Origin of the sequence: Rhodococcus pseudokoreensis (genome assembly GCF_017068395.1) — a bacterium.
Classification (GTDB): domain Bacteria; phylum Actinomycetota; class Actinomycetes; order Mycobacteriales; family Mycobacteriaceae; genus Rhodococcus_F; species Rhodococcus_F pseudokoreensis.
Map to the genome: position 1 here is coordinate 2,276,652 of NZ_CP070619.1, position 20,520 is coordinate 2,297,171.

Annotated in this window: 18 protein-coding genes; 16 read left to right on the forward strand and 2 right to left on the reverse strand. The window is 66.5% G+C overall.

What is annotated here, in order from left to right; translation table 11 throughout:
• Positions 1-28 precede the first annotated feature (28 nt).
• Positions 29-508, forward strand: coding sequence for a hypothetical protein (locus JWS13_RS15810; protein WP_206006501.1), 480 nt, complete (start codon positions 29-31; stop codon positions 506-508).
• On the forward strand, positions 505-1,884 hold the full coding sequence (locus JWS13_RS15815) for a tripartite tricarboxylate transporter permease (protein WP_206006502.1): 1,380 nt from the start codon (positions 505-507) through the stop codon (positions 1,882-1,884). Before JWS13_RS15810 ends, JWS13_RS15815 begins: the two co-directional genes overlap by 4 nt.
• Positions 1,885-1,893: 9 nt before the next feature.
• Here the strand turns inward: JWS13_RS15815 and JWS13_RS15820 are convergent, their stop codons facing one another.
• Complete coding sequence (locus JWS13_RS15820) at positions 1,894-2,592, reverse strand: GntR family transcriptional regulator (protein WP_206006503.1); 699 nt, start codon at positions 2,590-2,592, stop codon at positions 1,894-1,896.
• Positions 2,593-2,682: 90 nt separating this feature from the next.
• Between JWS13_RS15820 and JWS13_RS15825 the strand changes: the two genes are divergently transcribed.
• Positions 2,683-3,801, forward strand: a complete 1,119-nt coding sequence (locus tag JWS13_RS15825; RefSeq protein WP_206006504.1) for an AbrB family transcriptional regulator — start codon at positions 2,683-2,685, stop codon at positions 3,799-3,801.
• A 49-nt stretch (positions 3,802-3,850) separates the two neighbouring features.
• Here the strand turns inward: JWS13_RS15825 and JWS13_RS15830 are convergent, their stop codons facing one another.
• On the reverse strand, positions 3,851-4,339 hold the full coding sequence (locus JWS13_RS15830) for an FBP domain-containing protein (RefSeq protein ID WP_087555057.1): 489 nt from the start codon (positions 4,337-4,339) through the stop codon (positions 3,851-3,853).
• 334 nt (positions 4,340-4,673) lie between these two features.
• On the opposite strand from JWS13_RS15830, the gene JWS13_RS15835 reads away from it, so the two are divergent.
• The 13 genes from JWS13_RS15835 (at position 4,674) to JWS13_RS15895 (ending at position 20,499) form a co-directional block, all read left to right on the forward strand.
• Positions 4,674-5,621, forward strand: a complete 948-nt coding sequence (locus JWS13_RS15835) for a glycosyltransferase family 2 protein (protein WP_206006505.1) — start codon at positions 4,674-4,676, stop codon at positions 5,619-5,621.
• A gap of 141 nt (positions 5,622-5,762) precedes the next feature.
• The gene (locus tag JWS13_RS15840) at positions 5,763-6,617 is read left to right on the forward strand and encodes a glycosyltransferase family 2 protein (protein ID WP_225929383.1); all 855 of its coding nucleotides are present in this window, start codon (positions 5,763-5,765) and stop codon (positions 6,615-6,617) included.
• A complete protein-coding gene (locus JWS13_RS15845) occupies positions 6,607-7,611 on the forward strand; it encodes a glycosyltransferase family 2 protein (protein WP_225929384.1) in 1,005 nt (334 codons plus the stop codon). Before JWS13_RS15840 ends, JWS13_RS15845 begins: the two co-directional genes overlap by 11 nt.
• Complete coding sequence (locus JWS13_RS15850; protein ID WP_206006507.1) at positions 7,611-8,996, forward strand: glycosyltransferase family 2 protein; 1,386 nt, start codon at positions 7,611-7,613, stop codon at positions 8,994-8,996. The genes JWS13_RS15845 and JWS13_RS15850 overlap by 1 nt, the downstream gene beginning before the upstream one ends.
• Complete coding sequence (locus JWS13_RS15855) at positions 8,993-10,327, forward strand: lipopolysaccharide biosynthesis protein (protein WP_206006508.1); 1,335 nt, start codon at positions 8,993-8,995, stop codon at positions 10,325-10,327. Before JWS13_RS15850 ends, JWS13_RS15855 begins: the two co-directional genes overlap by 4 nt.
• Positions 10,311-11,156, forward strand: a complete 846-nt coding sequence (locus JWS13_RS15860) for a glycoside hydrolase family 16 protein (protein WP_241032222.1) — start codon at positions 10,311-10,313, stop codon at positions 11,154-11,156. The genes JWS13_RS15855 and JWS13_RS15860 overlap by 17 nt, the downstream gene beginning before the upstream one ends.
• Entirely contained in the window at positions 11,149-13,272 is a 2,124-nt protein-coding gene (locus JWS13_RS15865) for a hypothetical protein (RefSeq protein WP_225929385.1), read from the forward strand. Before JWS13_RS15860 ends, JWS13_RS15865 begins: the two co-directional genes overlap by 8 nt.
• Before the next feature lie 322 nt (positions 13,273-13,594).
• Complete coding sequence (locus JWS13_RS15870; protein WP_206006509.1) at positions 13,595-14,524, forward strand: hypothetical protein; 930 nt, start codon at positions 13,595-13,597, stop codon at positions 14,522-14,524.
• Positions 14,525-14,548: 24 nt separating this feature from the next.
• Positions 14,549-15,601: an NAD-dependent epimerase/dehydratase family protein gene (locus JWS13_RS15875; protein ID WP_308114967.1), complete on the forward strand. Its 1,053-nt coding sequence runs from the start codon at positions 14,549-14,551 to the stop codon at positions 15,599-15,601.
• The gene (locus tag JWS13_RS15880; RefSeq protein ID WP_206006510.1) at positions 15,598-16,788 is read left to right on the forward strand and encodes a DegT/DnrJ/EryC1/StrS family aminotransferase; all 1,191 of its coding nucleotides are present in this window, start codon (positions 15,598-15,600) and stop codon (positions 16,786-16,788) included. The genes JWS13_RS15875 and JWS13_RS15880 overlap by 4 nt, the downstream gene beginning before the upstream one ends.
• Positions 16,785-17,594, forward strand: a complete 810-nt coding sequence (gene rfbF / locus JWS13_RS15885) for a glucose-1-phosphate cytidylyltransferase (protein ID WP_206006511.1) — start codon at positions 16,785-16,787, stop codon at positions 17,592-17,594. Before JWS13_RS15880 ends, rfbF begins: the two co-directional genes overlap by 4 nt.
• Positions 17,578-18,810, forward strand: a complete 1,233-nt coding sequence (locus JWS13_RS15890) for a class I SAM-dependent methyltransferase (protein WP_206006512.1) — start codon at positions 17,578-17,580, stop codon at positions 18,808-18,810. Before rfbF ends, JWS13_RS15890 begins: the two co-directional genes overlap by 17 nt.
• Before the next feature lie 72 nt (positions 18,811-18,882).
• Positions 18,883-20,499 carry a serine/threonine-protein kinase gene (locus JWS13_RS15895; RefSeq protein ID WP_206006513.1) on the forward strand — a complete coding sequence of 539 codons (1,617 nt, stop codon included), beginning with the start codon at positions 18,883-18,885 and terminating at the stop codon, positions 20,497-20,499.
• Positions 20,500-20,520 lie beyond the last annotated feature (21 nt).

Here is a 20,520-nt window from a genome sequence, read left to right on the forward strand (position 1 = left end):
GACACCCCCTCACACGGAAGTACAGACGATGTCCATCGAAAGCCAGTCAGCACCGCAGGCGCCCCCGCCCACCGACGATCAGGCGCCGCGCCCCCGTTACCTCGAGGTGTGGGGCGACACGGTGGCCGGACGAGACCTCGCCGTCTCGGTCGTCATCGGTATCGTCCTGAGCGTCTGCGCGCTTCTCGGCGCGACCGCGCTGTTCAATTCCTTCGTCGCGGATTCGTCTCTGGCAGACGCATATGCGCTTCTGGTCGGGATCGCCGGATGCCTCGTCGCGGGCGTCGTCAGCGGAAAGTTGTTCCGCCCCAAGCGGAACATCGCCGTCGACTCGTCGGAGGGCGACGCGGTCGGCGACGTCATCCGGGTGCTGCAGGAGGAGCGCCGCGGTCTGGGTTCGGTCGACGATCTGCCCGCCCAGACTGTCCGTGAACTGAAGGACCTCGACCTCTACGACCGGTTCGTCGAGGCCGAGAATCGGACCCACGAGACGGGCGGACGACCATGAGCGTGCTGTTCACCAACGACGTTCTCGTCGCGATCGCGCTCGGCGTGATCGGCGCCATCGTGTTCTCCCTGATCGGGCTGGTGTCCGGGACCGACGAGACGGCCACCATCGCACCACTGACCCTGCTGGTCATCCTGCTCGGCGCCCCGCCCGCGGCGGTGTTCACCTTCTTCCTCGCCGGCGCCGTCGCCAAGCACATGACCCACGCGGTGCCCACCACGTTGCTCGGCATCCCCGGCGACACCATGGCCGTGCCGTTGATGCGCGAGGCACGGTTGCTGCGCAGCCTCGGTGTGCCGCACATCGCTCTGCGCAAGGCGATCTCGGGTGCGATCATCTCCGCGTTCATCGCCGTCCCCGTCGCGGTGCTGTTCGCAACCCTGCTCGCACCGGTCGCCGACACCGTCCAGTCCATCGCGCCCTGGTTGTTCCTCGTGGCCGCCGTCGCGATCGCCTACACGTCCCCGGGCAAATGGTCCGGGGTGGCCGCGCTCGTGCCGTTCGTCGTTCTCGTCCTTGCCCTGAAGTCGCTGACCAAGAGCTACGACGTCTCCCTGAACATCAGCTACTTTCTCGGCATCGCGGTCGGCCCCCTCATCGCGGATCTGTTCCTCGTGCTGGGTGCGTCGGGACGCAAGGACATGGCCCGGAAGGACCCGGCGACGGTGTGGCTCGCCCCCGAGATCAAGGGGTGGAACGGATATTTCCCGAACCCGTTCCGGATGCTCGACAGTAAGCAGACGGCGCACGTCGCGGCGACCGCGACGGTATCCAGCGCAACGTTCGTCTTCAGCCCGGTCGCCATGACCGTGCTCATGGGCGAGGTCGTCGGATCCCGGGTCAAGCAGGGCTACCACCGGTTGACGTCGGTCATCGCCGCCCGCAACGGGACCACCGAATCGACGTACATCGCCGAAGCGCTCATCCCGCTCATCGCGTTCGGCCTGCCACTGAGTCCGGTCGCCGCAGGGCCTGCCGCTCCCCTGTTCAACGCCCCGCCGGTCTTCACCACCGACGACGGCACCGGGCAGATCCGCAACCTGTCCACGGCACTGACGAACTGGGAGTTCCTTCTCTACGGTCTCGGCGCGGTGCTGATCGCCGCGATCATCGCGTACCCGTTCGCGATGAACTTCGCCCACCGCGCGGCCACCCTCGTCGTCCGGCACGTCAGCCACGAGGCGATCATCGCCACCTTCACCGGCCTGGTCGTCGTCATCAGCGTGTGGGAGGGCGGCATCCTCGGACTCGCCGTCACCCTCACGGTCGGACTCGTCGGCGGTCTCCTGTCACGGGCGTTCAAGATCCACGCCGGCGTCCTGTTCATGGGGTACTACGTGGCGGTCCTCAGCGTTCCCGCCATCCTCGCGCTCTGACCACGCCGGTTACGCGGTGACCAAATCGATGGCGATGGCCGATCCCTGCGGGTCGACGACGGCGTCCAGGATGGTCTTCTGCGTCTGGGTGAGGTGCTCGGCGCACGCCGCAGCGGCTGCCGGTCCGTCGCCCGCGAGGATCGCACGGCACATCGTCAGGTGCTCCGCCAACGAGACGTCCAGGCGGTCGGGGCGGGAGTGAGCGATGTTGCGCAGTCGCTCGGTGTGCGGCCGGAGTTCGGCGATCGAGCGGGCCAGTTGCGCGTTCCGGGTGTGCGCGATGACGGCCTGGTCGTAGGTTTCCGTGAGCGCGTAGAAGCGATCATGCCGGGAGTCGGACGGCGCCTCCTCGGCGATTGCCCCGAGCGCTTCCGCCACCTCTTCGAACTGCTGCCGCGCAACACGATCGCGCGTGACGGCCTCGGCGACCATCCGCGCCGCGGCCGCCTCGAGCAGGATGCGCAGTTCGAAGAGGTCGCGGACGCTCTTGATCGAGATGGGAGCGACCCGTGCGCCCTGCCGGTCGACGAGCGAGACCAGCCCTTCCGCCTCGAGCCGAAGGAAGGCCTGCCGGACGGGGGTACGGGACGCCGAGTATCGCGAGCCGACGTCGAGAGCGCTCAGCGACTGCCCCGGCGACAGAACCCCGTTCAGGATGTCCGCCCTGAGCTGCCCGTATACCTGCTCACTCTTGCTCTCGCCCGCCATGCATACATCCTAACGTTCGCAGTGGTATGAGCTAAGGTATACATTGATGCACACCATTGAAGAACACTATCCCGAAGCAGGCGTCCGATCGTGAACGACGTGCACACCCCCGAACGAACCGTGCCGACGCGCGCATCCCGACTGCGTCGTCACGGACTCCGGTGGGCTGCACTGATCGCACTCTCGGCAGGAGGCTGGGCGCTCGGCGAGAACATCGGACTCACGGCAGCGGGTCTCTTCGCCGCCCTGATCGTCGCGGCAGCCCTGGCCGTCACCGGATGGGGTCCGTCCCGCGTGCCGAGCTCGCTGGGCAAGCTTGCGCAGGGCGTGCTGGCCAGCGCGGTCGGGCTGATGGTGCACCGGGAGACGATCGCCGCCCTGGGCTCGCTGTGGGTGCCGGTGGTCTCGATCGCGGCCGCGACCCTGGTGATCAGCGTGGCGGCCGGCGCCCTCCTCGCGCTGCATCGCGACGTGGACGCGGTGACCGGATCCCTTTCCATGACGGCGGGCGGCGCCACCGGACTCGTCGCGATGGCCCGCGAACTCGGCGGCGACGACCGCATCGTCGCGGTGGTGCAATACCTGAGAGTGGCGCTCGTCGTGGTGTCGATGCCGATGATCGTCACGTTCGGCTTCCGCGCAGATACCGGCACGGGAACGGTGACGGCCACCGACGGCGGCGGCGCCGAATGGTATGTGGCACTGCCGTTCCTGGCACTGTTCATCGTGGGCGGCACCGCCGTGGCGTCACTCCTGCGACTGCCCGCCCCCGCGACGCTGGGGCCGCTGGCGGTGAGCGCCGGATTCGAACTCGGCGGCTGGAGCGACGCGGTCTCGGTCCCGCCGATGCTGATGACCGCCGCGTTGATCCTCATCGGCTGGCAGGCCGGGCTCGCATTCGACCGGGCGAGCCTGCGGGCGATCGGACGAATCCTGCCGTACGCCGCGCTGCTCACTCTCCTGGTCGGGGCGGCCTGCGCAGGCCTGGGCGTCCTCCTCGCCCACCTCACCGGAGCGAGCCTCCTCGAGGCCTATCTCGCCACCACCCCAGGCGGTCTGGCGGCGGTGCTGGCCGTGTCGGCCTCCACCTCCTCCAACGTCACGTTCGTCGCGGCCGCTCAGGTGCTACGCCTGGTTATCATGCTCGTCACCACCCCGATCATGGCGAAGGCATTCGCCCACTTCAGTTCTCGGTGCCGGCGAGCGTAGCGGGTTTGTCGGCAGCCGCCGGGCTGCAGATTGGTGTGTCAGGGTTCGATCAGCCGTAGACGCGCGAGATGAAGGCGTCGAGGTTGTCGCGAACCCGCGCGATCCTCTCCTCCGGTTCGAGATCCTCGCGGTACTGCCTGCCGAGCGCGGGCGACTTCTTCCGGCGCGCGTACAGCGAGCACGCGAGATCGGCGCACATGTACGTGCCGATCGAGTTGCCCCGGCGTCCGGACTCCCCCGACTTACGCGCGGTCATCAGTGAGACGCCGCCACTGGCATGCGTCGTCATGCAGACCGTGCACATCTGCGCGCGTCGATAACCGCCCGTCTCGTAGCGCAGCGCGACGCCGACCAGACGACCCTCCCGCGGCACGACGACATAGCAGCGGCCGGGAAACGACGGGTCGCTCCAGCCGAGGAAGTCGAGATCCTCCCACGGCCGATCGTCCAGGTCACGAGGAACCGGTAGGCGCTTGGCGTCGCCTTTGGAGCAATTGATGAACGACGACCTGATGTCGTGTTCGGTGACGGGTTCCATGACGAAAAGAACTCCTTCTGTCGACGGGTGGACAAAGCCTCGTGACACTACGGACCACGGCAGCGGCGGGCAACGGATTTTCGACGATGGCAAACGGGAACCATATTCAGCAAAACCCGCCTCTAGTTGAGTAATTCCTTTAGTAACAGGGGAAAGGTATGTTTTTAGCATTGAATGTGGAACACTGGTCTGATCGGAACCCAAGCCGAGAATGCTGTAGCCACGGCACTCTTCACGGCAGCGCATGGACGTGCGGCCGGTGACGAGAGCGCAGTCTGAGTGAAGCCGCGGCCTGCGCGAATCGGCGGGTGCGGGGCCGGGGCGGGAGAACAGCATGGTGACGAATTCGGAGGCCGCGCACACATCAAGGCGCGCCGACACAGGGCACGGACCGGGCCGGAACCGGCCCCCGACTGTTTCGCTGTGCATCCCCGCCTATCAGGCGGAGCGTCATCTGCAGACAACCCTGGACAGCGTTCTGGCGCAGACCTTCACCGCCCTGGAAATCGTGATCGTCGACAACAACAGTTCGGACGGCACCCGCGAGATCCTGGAGAAACTCCACGACAACCGTATCCGGATCATCCGGAACAAGACGACGGTGCCGATGGTGGACAATTTCAACCTCGCGATCCGCGAGAGCCGGGGACGATACGTCAAGTTGATCTGCGCCGACGACACCATCGAGCCCGACTGCATCGCAACACAAGTCGCGGTACTCGAGGCCGACGACAATGTCGCGCTCGTGTCCGTGCGAACCGATTTCATTGACGACGAGGGCGCCCTACTCCGTCCAGCGCGGGGGCTCCGGGGAATCGTCGGACGCAATTCGGGACGAACCGTGGTCCGGCGAATCGTCCGGAGCGGCAGCAACCCCATCGGGCCCCCGGTGGCCGGGATGTTCCGGCGGGTCGATTTCGACAGATGCGGCGGGTTCCGGGGCGAACTCCTCTTTCCCATGGAGCTGGACCTTTGGTCGAGGCTCGTCCGGAAAGGCGACTTCTTCGGCGTGCCGAGGACACTGGCGTCGTTCCGGATCGGCAGCGAATCCACCACTGCATTGACCTCGGCGCGTTCGCAACTCGCTCAGCAACTCGAGTTCACGAGCCGATTGGTCCATGACCCCGAGTGGCAGGTCCCGCTGTCCGACCGCATACTCGGCCGAATCAACGCCTACGACATGCAGATGCGCCGAAGTCTGCTGTTCGCCCTCAGCGCGCTCCGCGCGTCGAGGCGCCGACGTGCACTCGGATCGGAGAAGGGCCGGGAACGACCGGGGTGAATTCTACCGGAAACGAACGATTCACTGCGACGAACGATTCACCCATCAGCCTCCGGACCGCGGCATTCCTCCGGAGAAGACCCAAACTTCAGCAAGACAAGGGCACTCGAAAGCCCCTATTACGCAATGGACGTGAAGGCCATGGATGCACACGTGACCGAGATACACCCCAACGACAATCCGAGGAAGAGCACAACGAGACCGACCGTGTCAGTGGTGATGCCGGCACTGAACGAAGCGAAGAACCTGCCTTTCGTGGCGGCCCGGATGCCCACAGGCATCGACGAACTCGTGTTCGTCGACGGAAACTCCGTCGACGACACCGTCGCGGTCGCCCGGCGGTTGTGGCCCGACGCGAAGATTCTGACGCAGACCCGCAAGGGTAAGGGCAATGCGCTGGCCTGCGGGTTCATGCACGCGACGTCCGACATCGTGGTGATGATCGACGCCGACGGATCCACCGACCCCGCCGAGATCCCGGCGTTCGTCGACGCACTGATCCACGGTGCGGACTTCGCGAAGGGAAGCCGGTTCATCGCCGGCGGCGGGAGCGCAGACATCACGTTCACCCGCAAGCTGGGCAACTGGATGCTGAACTCGTTCGTCAACATGGAATTCGCCGTCTCGTTCACCGATCTCTGCTACGGATACAACGCGTTCTGGCGTCGGCACGTTAGCGTGATGTCGCTGCCCGAGACAGACCGCCCCGACGCGCACTGGGGTGACGGCTTCGAGATCGAGACGCTGATCAACGTCCGGATGGCGACTGCAGGCCTCGGCATTGTCGAGATTCCGAGCTTCGAACGGCGCCGGATCAGCGGCAAGAGCAATCTGAACGTCGTGCGCGACGGGTTCCGAGTGCTCCGGACGGTGCGAATGGAATACCGCAACGGCACGAAAATGACCGCGAAATCGGTCGAGCGGCCCACCTCGCTCAGCCGCCGATCCGTCTACTCGTGGCGGTCCCGCGATCGCGGTGATTACGTTGCCCGATGAAGTCCCGGCCGCCGGGCATTCGCTCCTGGACCCGACCGACGAATCTGATGTGGGCCCGGCCGAGTCCCTCTCCGTCGTTATCTGCGCCTACACCACTCGGCGCTGGTTCGACCTGTGCCTCTCGGTGCAGTCGGTGCTGTGTCAGGAGGGTGCCGATCTGGAACTCATCCTGGTGATCGATCACTGCGACGAGTTGTACGTCCGCGCGTGCAACCGATTCCGCACGGACGAGCGGGTGACGGTCCTGGCGAATGCGGATACCCGCGGACTGTCCGGGGCACGCAACACCGGTGTCCGAGCCGCCCACGGTGACGTGGTTGCGTTCGTCGACGACGATGCCCGCGCCGAACCGGGGTGGACGCAGGCCCTCATGCACCACTACCGCAATCGTGGAGTTGCCAGCGTGGGCGGGTATGCGGTCCCGAGCTGGCCCGGGGAACGCCCCGCGTGGCTACCGGAGGAATTCGACTGGGTCGTCGGCTGCAGCTACGTCGGCCTGCCGACGCAGGTCGCACCCGTTCGCAACCCGATCGGCTGCAACATGTCGATGCGCCGCTCCGTTCTGTATTCGGTCGGCGGATTCAGATCCGAGGTAGGCCGCGTCGGCTCGGTTCCGGTCGGTGGTGAGGAGACCGAACTCTGCATCCGCATCCGGGCGAACCTGAACTCCAATCGGATCCTGTTCGACCCGCACATGCGGGTTCAGCACCACGTGTCGGCGGACCGCGCCACCCTGCGCTATTTCGTGCGGAGGTGCCATCACGAGGGACTGTCGAAGGCGGTTGTTGCGGAACTAACCACCGCATCGGACGCACTGAGCAGCGAACGCAGCTACACCCTTCACGTACTGCCGCGTGCGGTGCTGCGCGAAGGGCTGTCGATGCGAAGGGACGGCCTCGCGCGGGCAACGGTCCTGCTGTTGGGTCTGGCAGTCACCACCGCCGGGTACATACAGGGCAGGGCCGCCATCCGTCTACGCACCGGGAGGACCTGATGGATCCCGCCGCACCGGCTCTCACGCTCCGCCCCGCCATGGACAGTCCCGAGCGCCCGGCGTGGGACGGTGCGGTGTGGACAGGCGAGGTGTGGGTCGACGCGATCGAGGATGCCGCACGGCTCAACCGCGCGGCGGGGATCCCGGTCCGCTGCCGACTGGCGGACGCGGAGGGCTACGGCCGGGCACGACTGCTCGTGCGTGCCTGCGGTCGCCCGCTCGGATTCGTCGAGATCGAGGTGTCGGAAGGTTCGGTGAACTTCGGCGAGCTCAGGCGCCGAGTCGCGGGCCTGCGAGTCACCGAGCCGGACCGTTCCCTGCGGACCGGTCCGGCTCGCGTGGCCGACGGCGACGCCGTGCCAGTGACGGTCGTCATCTGCACACGCGACCGGGTGTCTATGCTGGGCGCGGCGCTCCGATCCGTACTCGCGGTGGACTATCCGGCGTTCGACGTACTCGTCGTCGACAACGCACCCAGAACCGACGCCACCCGGCAGTACGTGCTCGGTCTCGCGGATCCGAGGGTACGCCTGATCCGTGAACCCCTCCCGGGCCTGTCGCGGGCGCGGAACACCGGGCTGTCGGCGGCCACAGGCGACATCGTCGCGTACACCGACGACGACGTCGTGGTCGACCGCCACTGGCTGTCCGCGCTGGTCGACGGGTTCGGCCGGGCACTGTCCGTCTCGTGTGTGTCCGGGATGGTGCCCGCCGGCGAGATCCGGACTCCGGCGCAGGCCTATTTCGACCGGCGGGTCGGCTGGTCGGATTCGACCGACGCCCGGGTCTTCGACTGGACCGCGCCGCCCGACGACGTTCCCCTGTTCCCCTTCACCGTTCGCTGTTACGGCACGGGTGCCAACTTCGCGGTGGAGCGGGATGTGGTTCGCCGCCTCGGGGGTTTCGACGAGGCGCTCGGGGCCGGCTCCCCGACCGGCGGGGGCGAGGACATCGACATGTTCTTCCGGATTCTGCGCTCGGGGCGTCGACTCGTTCACGAACCGGCGGCGATCGTGTGGCATCGGCACCGTGCGGACGGTGAAGGGCTCCTCGTCCAGTCTCGCGGCTACGGACTCGGGCTGGGAGCGTGGCTCGCGAAGATTGCGGGCGACCCCGAGATGGCCACGCTCGCCGCGACGACGGCGGCCCGGCGCGGCGGCGCATTCGTTCGCCATCTCAGAGCCTCGTCGAACGAGACGGCTCCCCCGACCGACCTGGCAGGACTCCTGCCCGCGGGCCTCGGCTCCACCACCCTCCGGTCGATCGTGAAGGGACCGTGGGCCTATCGGTCGGCGCGTCGGGAGGGACGGTCGCCCGCGCCGTTGCGGCAGTGGACCGCGCGGCCGCCAAGTACGTTCCCGCGTCGTTCAATGGATGAACTGTGACTCCCGGCATTCCTCCCATCGAGGCGCGGCGTGCCGACACCGAGCACCCCGCCGAGCGGAACCTGCGCCTCAACACCAACGCCCTGATTCTCGCCAATGCCCTGGCGGGCCTTCTCGGACTCGCCTTCTGGGCCGCCGCCGCCCGGCTGTTCCCCGCCCGCGAAGTCGGGGTGGCATCGGCGCTGATCACGTCCGCCGTGATGCTGTCGACGTTGTCGATCCTCAGTATCGACACGATGTACGAGCGGTTCCTGCCATTGGCGGGCACCCGCACCGGAGCATTACTCAAACACGGATTCCTCCTGGTTTCGGCGACGTCTCTGCTGTCGGGGACCGCGCTCGTGGTGTTCGGACCCCGCGACCCACTGTTCGAATCCGGCTGGGCGAAGATCTGTTTCCCGGTCTTCGTGATGGTGCTCGGTGTGTTCACCCTGCAGGACAAGGCCACCGCCGGACTCGGGGTGGCGAGATGGTCGGCCGCGAAGAACGCCTTCCACGCGGCGGCGAAACTCGTCGCCCTGCTCGCGCTGGCCGGCACCGACGTCGCCGTGTCCATCGTATCCGCGTGGGGTGCGACCGCGGCGGCCGCGGCCCTGTGCATTCTGGTTGCGCTGCACCGGCGGTCTCGGTCCCACCCCCGATTTCTCGCGACGCCGAACCTGCCGCCCCGCCGTGAGTTGTGGTCGTATTTCGGTTCGTCCTTCGGCATCACCGCGCTGTGGGCGATCGGGCCTCTCGTGGTGCCGCTGATCGTCGTCACCCAGGTCGGCGCCGAGGCGAATGCGTACTTCGCGATCGCGTGGGCGATGATCAGCGCGCTGTATCTGATGGTCCATCTGGTCGTCAGCCCGTACGTGGCGGAAGTCGCCGCCCATCCGGACAGGGTTGCGGCGCTCTCGCGCCGACTGGTGCGCACGCTCGCAGTGGTGGCGTGCGCCGGCGGGGTCGGACTAGTGGTCGTCGGGCCTGTCCTCCTCGGTGTCGTCGGCGCGGAATACCGCATCCACAGCACCGGTTTGCTCTACCTCGCCGGCGTGTTCATTCCCCTGTCCGTGGTGGGCGCCGTCTACGAGGGGCTCGCGCGGGTGCACCGCAGGCTGACACTTGCGCTGGTCGTCCGCGGCGTGTCCACCCTGATCATCGTCGGCGGCTCCGTGATCGGCACGCGAGCGATCGGTGTCGTCGGCGTCGGCTGGGCCTACCTCGCCGCCGAGGCGGTGTCGGCACTGCTGCTGATCGGTCCGGTGATCCTCTGGCTTCGGCGGGCCTCACCCGAACGCGGGTACGACGGGATTCCCGCACACGATCCGGGAGGTGAGCGAGTTGAGTAGACGATTGTGGGCTCGAGCGGCTGGCGCGTCGCTGATCGGCATGAGCGCCGTGCTGATCGCACAGGCGGCCGGTCCGCCCGCCGACCTCGCGGTGCAGACGGTCTCGTCGTACCAGAAGCAGCAGGCTCTGATGTACGACGACTTCAACGGACCCGCCGGAGCGCCACCGAATCCGCAATTGTGGACCTACGACACCGGCGGCGGCGGATGGGGCAACGGCGAATCCCAGACCTACACGGCGGCACCGTCGAACGTCAGGCTGGACGGTGCCGGGCACCTGGTGATCGAGGTCCGCAACGACGGCGGCGCATACACGTCCGCCCGCGTGACGACTCAGGGACGCACGTCCCTGCTCTACGGTCGCGCCGAGGCGCGGGCGAAGCTTCCTCGCGGAGCCGGAATGCATCCGGCGTTCTGGTTGCTCGGCACAGACCTCGGAGTCGTCGGCTGGCCGGAAAGCGGCGAGATCGACGTGGTCGAGGCGGTCAACGGCGCCGGCCAGTTGTACAGCAGTGTGATCGGGCCGCGGACGACCGGCGGCGACTGGCAGGCGGGCCCCACCACCGACGTGGCTCCCACATTCGTGGACGACTTCCACACGTACTGGGTGGAGAAGGCACCTGGCCGGGTGACGTTCGGGGTGGACGGCCAGATCACCGGCGGCGTCACGGCGGCGAGCCTCCCGCCCGACGAGCGGTGGGTGTTCGACAAGCCGTTTTTCCTCCTGCTCAACGTGGCCGTCGGCGGCGAGTGGCCCGGCCCGCCCGACAGCAGCACACCTTTCCCGGCCGCGATGGTTGTCGACTGGGTACGTGTTACCGGTGACTAGGTCCGCGCCCCCGCTCGACGCAACCCGGCCCACGCCCGTCGCTGCCACGGCCGACGCCGAGGAGCCCGGACGCTACGACATCCTCGCCCTCGTGTCGGCGGCGGTCGGTGCGCTGGCGCTGGCTCCGCTCTCGCCGGAACTGCGCGCGATCCTGCTTGCGACGTTCATCCTCACCGGGCCGGGCCTGGCCGTGGTGACGTGGATGAGACTGCAGGCACCCGCGGTCGCCGCCGCAATACCCCTGACCGGTCTGTCGATGATGACGGGCTTCACGGCGGTACTCGGATGGGCGAATCGCTGGGTTCCCGTCCCGTTCCTGCTGACCCTCGTCGCCGGGGTGACGGTTTCGACCCTCCTCCACGCACGCCACGAGGGCGGACTCGCCACGCTCGCCCCCTCCGCACTTCGGGGAACGACGTTGCGGGGCAACGCACCCCTGCTCGTGACGCTGGCGATGATCGGCGCCTGGATGGCCGTCCTGCCGGGGTTGATCGACGTGCCCTATTCCGAGTTCGGTCTGCTGGCCGTCGGCACCGGGCCGGGACTCGTGCTCGTCGTGGCATCAATGGTCGGGGCCTTCACGTGGGCGCTGCGAAGGAATCACCTCGTCACCGCCGTGTCGATCATCGGCGCCGTGATCCTCGTGCAACGCGCGACCGTCAGCCTGATCACCGAGGCGCCGATCTACACATGGACGTACAAGCACATCGGCGTCGTGGACTACCTGCAGCAGCATCAGACGCTTCCGCCGCGCGGTATCGACGTGTACGGAGAATGGCCGGCCTTCTTCACAGCCTTCGCGTGGTTCGGCGAGATCACGTCCGTCGACTCACTGCTCGTCGCACAGTGGTTCGCGCCGGTGATCCATGCCCTGCTGGCGTTGCTCGTCGGCGCCCTCGCGATGTTGCTGGGGCTGGAGATCCGGCACGCGCTCGCCGCCGCGATGATCATCGAACTGGTGAACTGGGTCGGGCAGGACTACTTCGCTCCCCAGGCGTTTGCACTGCTCATGGCCGTCGCGATCCTGGCGCTGCTCATCGCCTCCCGGACTAGCCACCATGCCGGATATATCGCACTTCTCGCGTTCGCCGCGCTCATCCCGACACATCAGCTGACGCCGTACTGGCTGCTCGGGGTCATCGTCGCGCTGGCCGTGACACGGCAGATCAAGCCCTGGTGGCTCCCAGTCCCGTACCTGGCGATGCTCGTCGGCTACCTGGTGCCGCGGATGTACGTCGTACTCCCGCACGGGTTGTTCTCGGGGGTGAATCCCGTGGCCAACGGATCCAGCAACGTCGAGTACGCGGGTTCGCTCGGCAAGCTGTTCACATCCACGATCTGCCGGGGAATGTCCGCCGCGGTGATCGTGCTCGCCGTCGCCGGAATCTTCGTGTGGTGGCGTCAGGGCCGGCCGTTCCTCGCACCGGTGATCATCGCCTTCAGTTCGTTCTCGCTGCTCTTCCTGCAGAATTACGGCGGCGAGGCGATCTTCCGGGTGTACTTGTACGCGCTTCCCGGGTGCGCAATCCTGATCGCTCCCCTGTTCGTCACGACGGTCACGCACACCGGTCGTCATGCCGTTCTCGACCGAGTGACCGCATCATTCGCCGCAGTCGCGCTGATTGGTGCGGCTGTCGCCGGAATGCAAGGGTATTACGGGCTGTGGTCTCTCGTCGTAGAGTACCGATCGCAGGTCACGCTTTTCGATGACCTGACCGCGGACATCCATGGCCCCGCGATGATCACCAGTCTGGATTCGGCGGGATTCCCCAGTCGCGGCACCGCCGACTACGCCGATCTGGCCAAGTACGATCAGGATTTCGACACGCCGATTGTGGACCGATGGCCGGAGTTTCCGGTGAAATTTCCCGATGCCCGACAGTTCGAGGACATCACCCTGGTCGCGGAATCGAGCAGTGCAGAAACCTATTTCGTGTTCACACGGCAGGCCCTGGACGCCATCGACTACTACCGGTACTTCACACCGGAGGCAGTGGCAAAATTCGAGGGTCAGTTCCGGGACAGTCCGCAGTGGTCGATCCGGTTGCAGGACGAGCACACGATCGTCTACCAATTCGATCGCACCGGTTCGGGAGCAGCCGGCGCCGGCGGCTGAGCACCAGAAACGAGGGAAAAGAACGACAATTTCCCTAATAACGGGGCATAGGTTTGTTTTGTCTCAGAAATGTGGAAGACTGGTCTGATCGGAACCCGAGCCGACACCGCCCCTCGTAGGCGCGCCGGCCGGTGGGGGCCGGGGCGGGAGATCAAGACGATGGCGAAATCGGATGACGCGCTCACAACGACGCGCGAGACCCTGATGCTTTCGGGCCCGTCTATGCCACCGCACACCAGGCGGCGGACGGCGATGCCGTCGAGCGTCATTCGGCGCTGCCTCCGACAGTCACCGAGTATCGACACGATGTGAGGACAAACCCATGGCATTCGTTATTTCCACCGAGTCCGACGTCACGGACGAGGCCCGACGTTCGCGAATCTTCTCGGGCGAGGTGTTCTGCTTCCCGCCCCGCGACTCAGTCCGCGCTTTCGGCGAATTCGCCTGGGAGCTTATCGAAGCCGCGTTCGGCGCGCACAATCCGCTGACCGCCCACGACGACCTCCCGGTCGAGGAGTACGTGCGCATCCTCGGACCTCTGAAGACCGGCTTCACCCACCATCCCCATTCCAAGGAACTCCTGCGGAACGTTCTCGTGGACCTCGGAGCGGACATCACCCGGACATACTTCGATGTGCCCAAACTGCGCGCGGTACCGCCGGCGTCTTATCTCACCGCCGGCCTGGGATACAACTACACACCGCACCGCGACACCTGGTACTCCTCGCCGCAGTGCCAGAACAACTGGTGGGCACCGATTGTCGGAGTGACGGACAGGAGCTGCATGGCATTCCATCCCGAGTACTGGCAGCGGCCGACCGACAATTCGAGCGCCGACTTCGACGCCTACGAATGGAACCGGTCCTCCCGCCGCGACGCCGCGCTCTACATCAAGGAGGATCCGCGGCCGCATCCCCGGCTCAGCGGACAGGATCCCGGCAGCGAAGTCCGGATCCTCGGTGAGGCCGGATCGATCCTGTCGTTCTCCGGTGCCCAACTGCACGCAACGGTGCCGAACACCACCGGTCAGGCCCGCTTCAGTTTCGACTTCCGCACGATCAGCCTCGACGATCTGATTACGCAGGCGGGCCCGAAGAACGTCGATTCCCATTCGACCGGGACCTCCGTCCGCGACTACCTGCGCGCCGATACCTACGACCGGGTACCCGACGACATCGTCGCGATGTACGACCAGGGCGGCAGCCCCGACGGCGTCCTCGTATTCGATCCGTCCGTACTCGAAGTCACGTAGAACGATCAGCGAGGAGCCGGTGAAATGACCGACAGCGCACCATCACCCCTGCGAATTCTGGTCACCGGGAATTTAGGGTACCTGGGCGTGGAGATGACTCCGCTGCTCGTCGGCCTCGGACACGACGTCGTCGGCCTCGACACCGGCTACTTCGACGGGTGCGACTTCCTCGCACCCCCCGATCCGTTGCCGACGCTGCGGATCGACGTGAGGGACGTCACCCCGGCGGATCTCGTCGGTTTCGACGCCGTCGTCCACCTCGCCGCCCTGTCGAACGATCCACTGTCCGACATCGATCCGAGCCTGACGTACGACATCAACCTCGCGGCCTCCGTCCGGCTCGCGAGAGCGGCCAAGACGGCAGGCGTCGGCCGGTTCGTGTTCTCGTCCTCGTGCAGCCTGTACGGCGCGGGCAGCGATCTCGAACTGGATGAAGGGGCGCCGTTCAATCCCGTGACACCGTACGGGGAATCGAAGGTGCGGGTCGAACAGGAGCTGTCCCGGCTCGCCGACGACGACTTCACGCCGGTGTATCTGCGGAACGCCACGGCGTACGGTCTCTCGCGCCGGTTGCGGGCGGACGTCGTCGTCAACAATCTGCTCGGGCACGCGGTGACCACAGGCAAGGTGCTGCTGCAGAGCGACGGCACACCGTGGCGGCCGCTCGTTCACGTTCTCGACATCGCGCACGCGTTCGCGCAGGTACTCACAGCGCCCAGGCAGGTCGTCCACGATCAGGCATTCAACGTCGGACGGGTCGGCGAGAACTACCAGGTGATCGACATCGCCCAGCTCGTCGCCGACATCGTACCCGATTGCGCCGTTGGTCATTCCGTCGGAGCCACGCCCGACATCCGCGACTACCGCGTCGACTTCTCGAAGATCGAGCGGGAACTGCCCGGGTACCGGCCGCAGTGGACGCTGCGCCGGGGAATCGAACAACTGTGGGCGGCATACTCCGACGGCGGAATGACCGCCGAGCAGTTCGAGGGTCCGCAGTTCTTCCGGTTGCGGACCATCCGGCAGCACCTCGACCGGGGCCGGCTCGACAGCGACCTGCGTTGGGTGTCGACATGATCGAGCCGAAGACGCTGCCGGAAGTCGACGAACGCGACGCCGTGCGCGAGCCCGACCGGATTCCCGTTGCGGGTCCGTGGGTGACCGACCTGGAGGTCCAGTACGTCGCGGAGGCTGCAGCGAACGACTGGTACACGCACGCAGGCGAATCGGTCGGCCGCTTCGAGACCGAGTTCGCCGGCTACCTCGGCACCGGATCCGCCTCGGCCGTGCCGCACTGCACGTCCGCGCTGCATCTCGCGATGCTCGCCCTCGATGTGGGTCCCGGCGACGAGGTGATCGTGCCGGAGTCGACGTGGGTGGCGACGGCGGCCCCGATCACCTACGTCGGCGCTACCCCGGTCTTCGCCGACATCGATGCCGACACCTGGTGTCTGTCAACCGAATCGCTCGCGCGGTGCGTAAGCACCCGGACCGCGGCCGTCGTCACCGTCGACCTGTACGGCGGAATTCCGGACATGGCGGCCGTCCGGTCGGTCGCGGGTCGCATTCCGATCATCGAGGACGCCGCCCAGGCCATCGGCGGCAAGCTGCACGGCCGTTTCGCCGGCACACTCGGAGACATCGGAACGTTCAGCTTCCACGGCACGAAAACGTTGACGACCGGTGAGGGCGGGATGGTCGTGACGGATCGGGGCGACCTCGCAGAACGGATCCAGCGGCTGCGTGACCACGGCCGCACTCCGTCGGATCACCGGTACTTCACCACCGAGGAACTTGCGTACAAGTACCGGATGAGTAGTCTGCAGGCCGCATTCGGCCGAGCGCAGTTGTCGCGCATCGACGAACTCCTGGACAAGAAGCGGCAAATCTTCGAATGGTACGAGGAGCGCCTCGCGGATGTTCCCGGTGTGGACCTGAACCATCGGCGGGACGGCCTCACCAACACGTTCTGGATGGTCACCGCCGTCGTCGACTCGGACTACCGTCTGACAGCCCGCCGATTGATGGAACTGTTCGACCTGCACTCGGTCGACACCCGACCCTTCCTCCCTCCCCTCAGTTCGCTGCCCGCGTTCGCGAGATACCAGACCGCCGTGACTGCGGCGCGGCGCAACAAGACCGCATACGACATCGCTGCGCGCTCGATCAACCTGCCGTCGGCACTCATGCTGACCGAGGAGCAGGTCGACCGGGTGTGCGACGTGCTCCACACCATTCTTCGACCACGTAAGGAACGCTCATGAAAGCCGTCATTCTCGCCGGTGGACGCGGCACTCGAATCAGCGAGGAGTCGCAGAGCCGGCCGAAGCCCATGGTCGAGATCGGTGGGCGGCCGATCCTCTGGCACATCATGAAGATCTACGGCGAGGCCGGCGTCACCGAGTTCATCATTCTGCTCGGCTACAAGGGCTACATGATCAAGGAGTACTTCGCCAACTACTTTCTGCACATGTCCGACGTGACGATCGACCTGGCCACCGACACGACCAAGACGCTCTCGTCCAAGACAGAGCCGTGGACCGTCACCCTCCTCGATACCGGCGCCTCGACCATGACCGGAGGACGCCTGCTGCGCGCAAAGGAACACATCGGCGACGACGTCTTCTCGTTCACGTACGGCGACGGCGTCACCGACGTGGACATCCGCAAGGTCGCCGACTTTCACCGGGAGTCCGGCTCGATCGCGACCGTCACCGCGGTCCAGCCGCCCGGACGCTACGGCGCGCTCCGGATGGAGGAGGACAGAGTGCAGTTCGAGGAGAAGCCCAGGGGCAGCAGCGGCTGGGTCAACGGCGGATTCTTTGTGGCACAACCGTCCGTCCTCGACTACATCGACGGCGACGACACCGTCTTCGAAGGAGCTCCGCTGGAACGGCTTTCGTCCGACGGCGAGCTTTCTGCCTACCAGCACGCCGGCTTCTGGCGGGGAATGGACACTTTGTGGGACAAAATTTACCTCAACGAACTCTGGGACAACGACAAGGCGCCCTGGAAGATCTGGAACGACGGACTCGGCGGCGAGGGAGACGATCATGAGTACTCCCTGTAGGCATTGCGGCACCGCACTGGAGCAGTCGTTCTGCGACCTCGGCATGTCGCCTCTCGCCAACTCGTATCTCACCGCGGATCAATTGGATCGACGCGAAGTGTTCTACCCCTTGCATGCGTACGTCTGCTCGAAGTGCCTCCTCGTCCAGCTCGCCGAGTTCGAATCGGCGGAGTTCATTTTCACCGACTACCTCTACTTCTCGTCGTATTCGCAGAGCTGGCTCGATCACGCCCATCAGTACGTGCAGGACACGACGACCCGGTTCCACCTGGACAGTTCGAAGCAGGTCGTCGAGATCGCCAGCAACGACGGGTATTTGCTGCAGTACTTCGTCGGGTCCGGCATCCCGTCGCTGGGCATCGAGCCTGCCGAGAACGTCGCAGAAGTCGCCGTGCAACACGGGATCGACACCCGAGTCGGGTTTTTCGGAACGTCGATGGCGAGCAAACTCGTCGGCGAGGATATCCGCGCCGATCTCCTGATCGGCAACAACGTCCTGGCCCACGTACCCGACCTGAACGACTTCGTCGCGGGAATGGCGATGGTGCTCGCAGCGGACGGGGTGATCACCATGGAGTTCCCTCACCTGCTGCAACTGATCGAGCACAACCAGTTCGACACCATCTACCATGAGCACTTCTCCTATTTCTCGCTGCTGACCGTCACCCGCGTGTTCGCCGCCCACGGGCTGCGGCTTTTCGACGTCGAACAGCTCCCCACCCACGGTGGGTCGCTGCGGATCTACGCGTGCCATGCCGAGTACCCCCGTCACATCACGACCCGGCGGCTGCGGGAGCTGGGCGAGCTGGAGCAAGCGGCGCGTCTCCACCTGCCGGAGGGCTACGCCGCCTTCCCGGAGCGGGTGAAGCGCACCAAGCGGGCGTTGCTCGAATTCCTCGTCGACGCACGCAACCGCGGACTGTCGACGGCAGCCTACGGCGCACCGGCCAAGGGCAACACCCTGCTCAACTACTGCGGGATCCGCGACGACCTGCTCGACTACACCGTCGACCGGAGCCCCCACAAGCAGGGCAAGTTCCTGCCGGGAACCCATCTTCCCATCTACGCGCCCGATCACATCCGCGACACCCGCCCCGACTTCCTGCTGATCCTTCCGTGGAACCTGCGGGACGAGGTGATTCGGGACATGTCGTACATCCGCGACTGGGGTGGCAGATTCGTCGTCCCCGTTCCCGAACTGGCCGTGCTCGACTGAACCCGGATCTGCGACTGCAGGACTGCGATACCTGCGTGTATCGTGCTGATTCCGGCTTCGAGGGGATGGGGAATGGCGGCAGGTACACGGGTCGGCTCGCAGTTCGGGCGCTACCATCTCCGGGCTCTGCTCGGACGAGGTGGAATGGGTGAGGTGTACGAGGCGTACGACACCACCAAGGATCGCACCGTCGCACTCAAGATCCTCGATGTCGACCTCGCGAAAGACCCCACCTACCAGCAGCGGTTCCGCCGCGAATCGCATGCTGCGGCACGGCTGCAGGAGCCGCACGTCATCCCGATCCACGATTGGGGCGAGATCGACGGTGTGCTCTACATCGACATGCGCCTGGTCGTCGGGCAGGATCTGCGGGCGCTGCTCCGGTCGCGTGGCCCGATGGGCCCCGCACACGCGGTCGCGGTCGTCGACCAGATCGCGGCGGCGCTCGACGCCGCGCACGCCGACGGTCTCATCCACCGCGACGTCAAACCGGAGAACATCCTCGTCACGGCCGGTGAATTCGCGTACCTCGTCGACTTCGGTATCGCGCACTCGAGTTCCGACCTCCGGCTGACGACCCTCGGCAGCGCCGTCGGCTCCTACGCGTACATGGCGCCCGAGCGGTTCGACAACGCACCGGTCGATGCCCGCGCGGACGTCTACTCGCTGGCGTGTGTCCTCTACGAATGCCTCACGGGTTCCATTCCGTTCCCGTCCAACAGCATCAGCAGCGCGATCCGGGCGCACCTCACCACGCCCGTGCCCAGCCCCAGCTCGATCCGGCCCGACGTGCCCGCCACGTTCGACGAGGTGATCGCCCGGGGTCTGGCCAAGGACCCCCGCGATCGCTACCGGACGGCAGGCGACTTCGCGGCCGCAGCCCGCTCCGCGTTGAATGCTCGGGAGCGGAAGACCGAAACAGACATCGCGACCCGCCCGGAACCCTCGCAGGGCATGCGGTCCGAGCCGACGCGGGTCGACGACCGCGGGCGTCCACCCGTCTACCCGCCGACCGCGTTCCACAGCGGTCCGCCCGCCCCGCCTCCGCAAGCTCCCCATTACCCGCCCACTCCATACGCCGCCCCGCCTGCGCGGCGCTCGGTAGCCGTCCCGGTGACGGTGACCGTGCTGGTGATCGCGTTGCTGGCACTCGCCGGGGTGGTCGGATGGCTCGTGCTGGACCGGAACAACCCCGACGACCCCGCGGTCGCCGCGGCCGGCAGCAGTCAGGTGCGCACTCCTGTCACAGAGGACGTCCCCGTCGCGACCACGAGGGCAGCTCCGGCGACGGTCCCGCCCGCCGTGACTCCGCCGCGAACGACGGCAAGAACTACGACGGCTCCCCCGCCGCCGATCGTCGGCGAGGTGTCGGGCGCCGATCGGCAGGGCTTCCTGCCCCCGTCCGATGCACGATGCAACTACACCAACCCGGCCGTGTTCATCGGTCGCACCACGAAGTCTCTGGTCGTGGTCTGCGAGACGGGAGTCGGACGCTACTACTACCAGGGCGTACGCATCAGCGACGGCGCCGCGATCTCCGTCGACGACCCGAGCCCCAGCGGTTCCGGCTTCGTCGCCACCGGCGATGGCGGCACCGAGTACCGGCTCACCCCGACCGCCCTGACCATCGTCGGCGGCGACGGCAAGGTCCTCGCGACAGAACCGATGATCGAGTCCGCATACCGGTGAATCGCGCCGATGAATCGCCGT

Bases quoted from the DNA above. Each gene is read 5' to 3' on its own strand.
- JWS13_RS15810 (WP_206006501.1), top strand. From the start codon at position 29: ATGTCCATCGAAAGCCAGTCAGCACCGCAGGCGCCCCCGCCCACCGAC.
- JWS13_RS15815 (WP_206006502.1), top strand. From the start codon at position 505: ATGAGCGTGCTGTTCACCAACGACGTTCTCGTCGCGATCGCGCTCGGC.
- JWS13_RS15820 (WP_206006503.1), bottom strand. From the start codon at position 2,592: ATGGCGGGCGAGAGCAAGAGTGAGCAGGTATACGGGCAGCTCAGGGCG.
- JWS13_RS15830 (WP_087555057.1), bottom strand. From the start codon at position 4,339: ATGGAACCCGTCACCGAACACGACATCAGGTCGTCGTTCATCAATTGC.
- JWS13_RS15835 (WP_206006505.1), top strand. From the start codon at position 4,674: ATGGTGACGAATTCGGAGGCCGCGCACACATCAAGGCGCGCCGACACA.
- JWS13_RS15840 (WP_225929383.1), top strand. From the start codon at position 5,763: ATGGATGCACACGTGACCGAGATACACCCCAACGACAATCCGAGGAAG.
- JWS13_RS15850 (WP_206006507.1), top strand. From the start codon at position 7,611: ATGGATCCCGCCGCACCGGCTCTCACGCTCCGCCCCGCCATGGACAGT.
- JWS13_RS15870 (WP_206006509.1), top strand. From the start codon at position 13,595: ATGGCATTCGTTATTTCCACCGAGTCCGACGTCACGGACGAGGCCCGA.
- JWS13_RS15875 (WP_308114967.1), top strand. From the start codon at position 14,549: ATGACCGACAGCGCACCATCACCCCTGCGAATTCTGGTCACCGGGAAT.
- JWS13_RS15880 (WP_206006510.1), top strand. From the start codon at position 15,598: ATGATCGAGCCGAAGACGCTGCCGGAAGTCGACGAACGCGACGCCGTG.
- rfbF (WP_206006511.1), top strand. From the start codon at position 16,785: ATGAAAGCCGTCATTCTCGCCGGTGGACGCGGCACTCGAATCAGCGAG.
- JWS13_RS15890 (WP_206006512.1), top strand. From the start codon at position 17,578: ATGAGTACTCCCTGTAGGCATTGCGGCACCGCACTGGAGCAGTCGTTC.
- JWS13_RS15895 (WP_206006513.1), top strand. From the start codon at position 18,883: ATGGCGGCAGGTACACGGGTCGGCTCGCAGTTCGGGCGCTACCATCTC.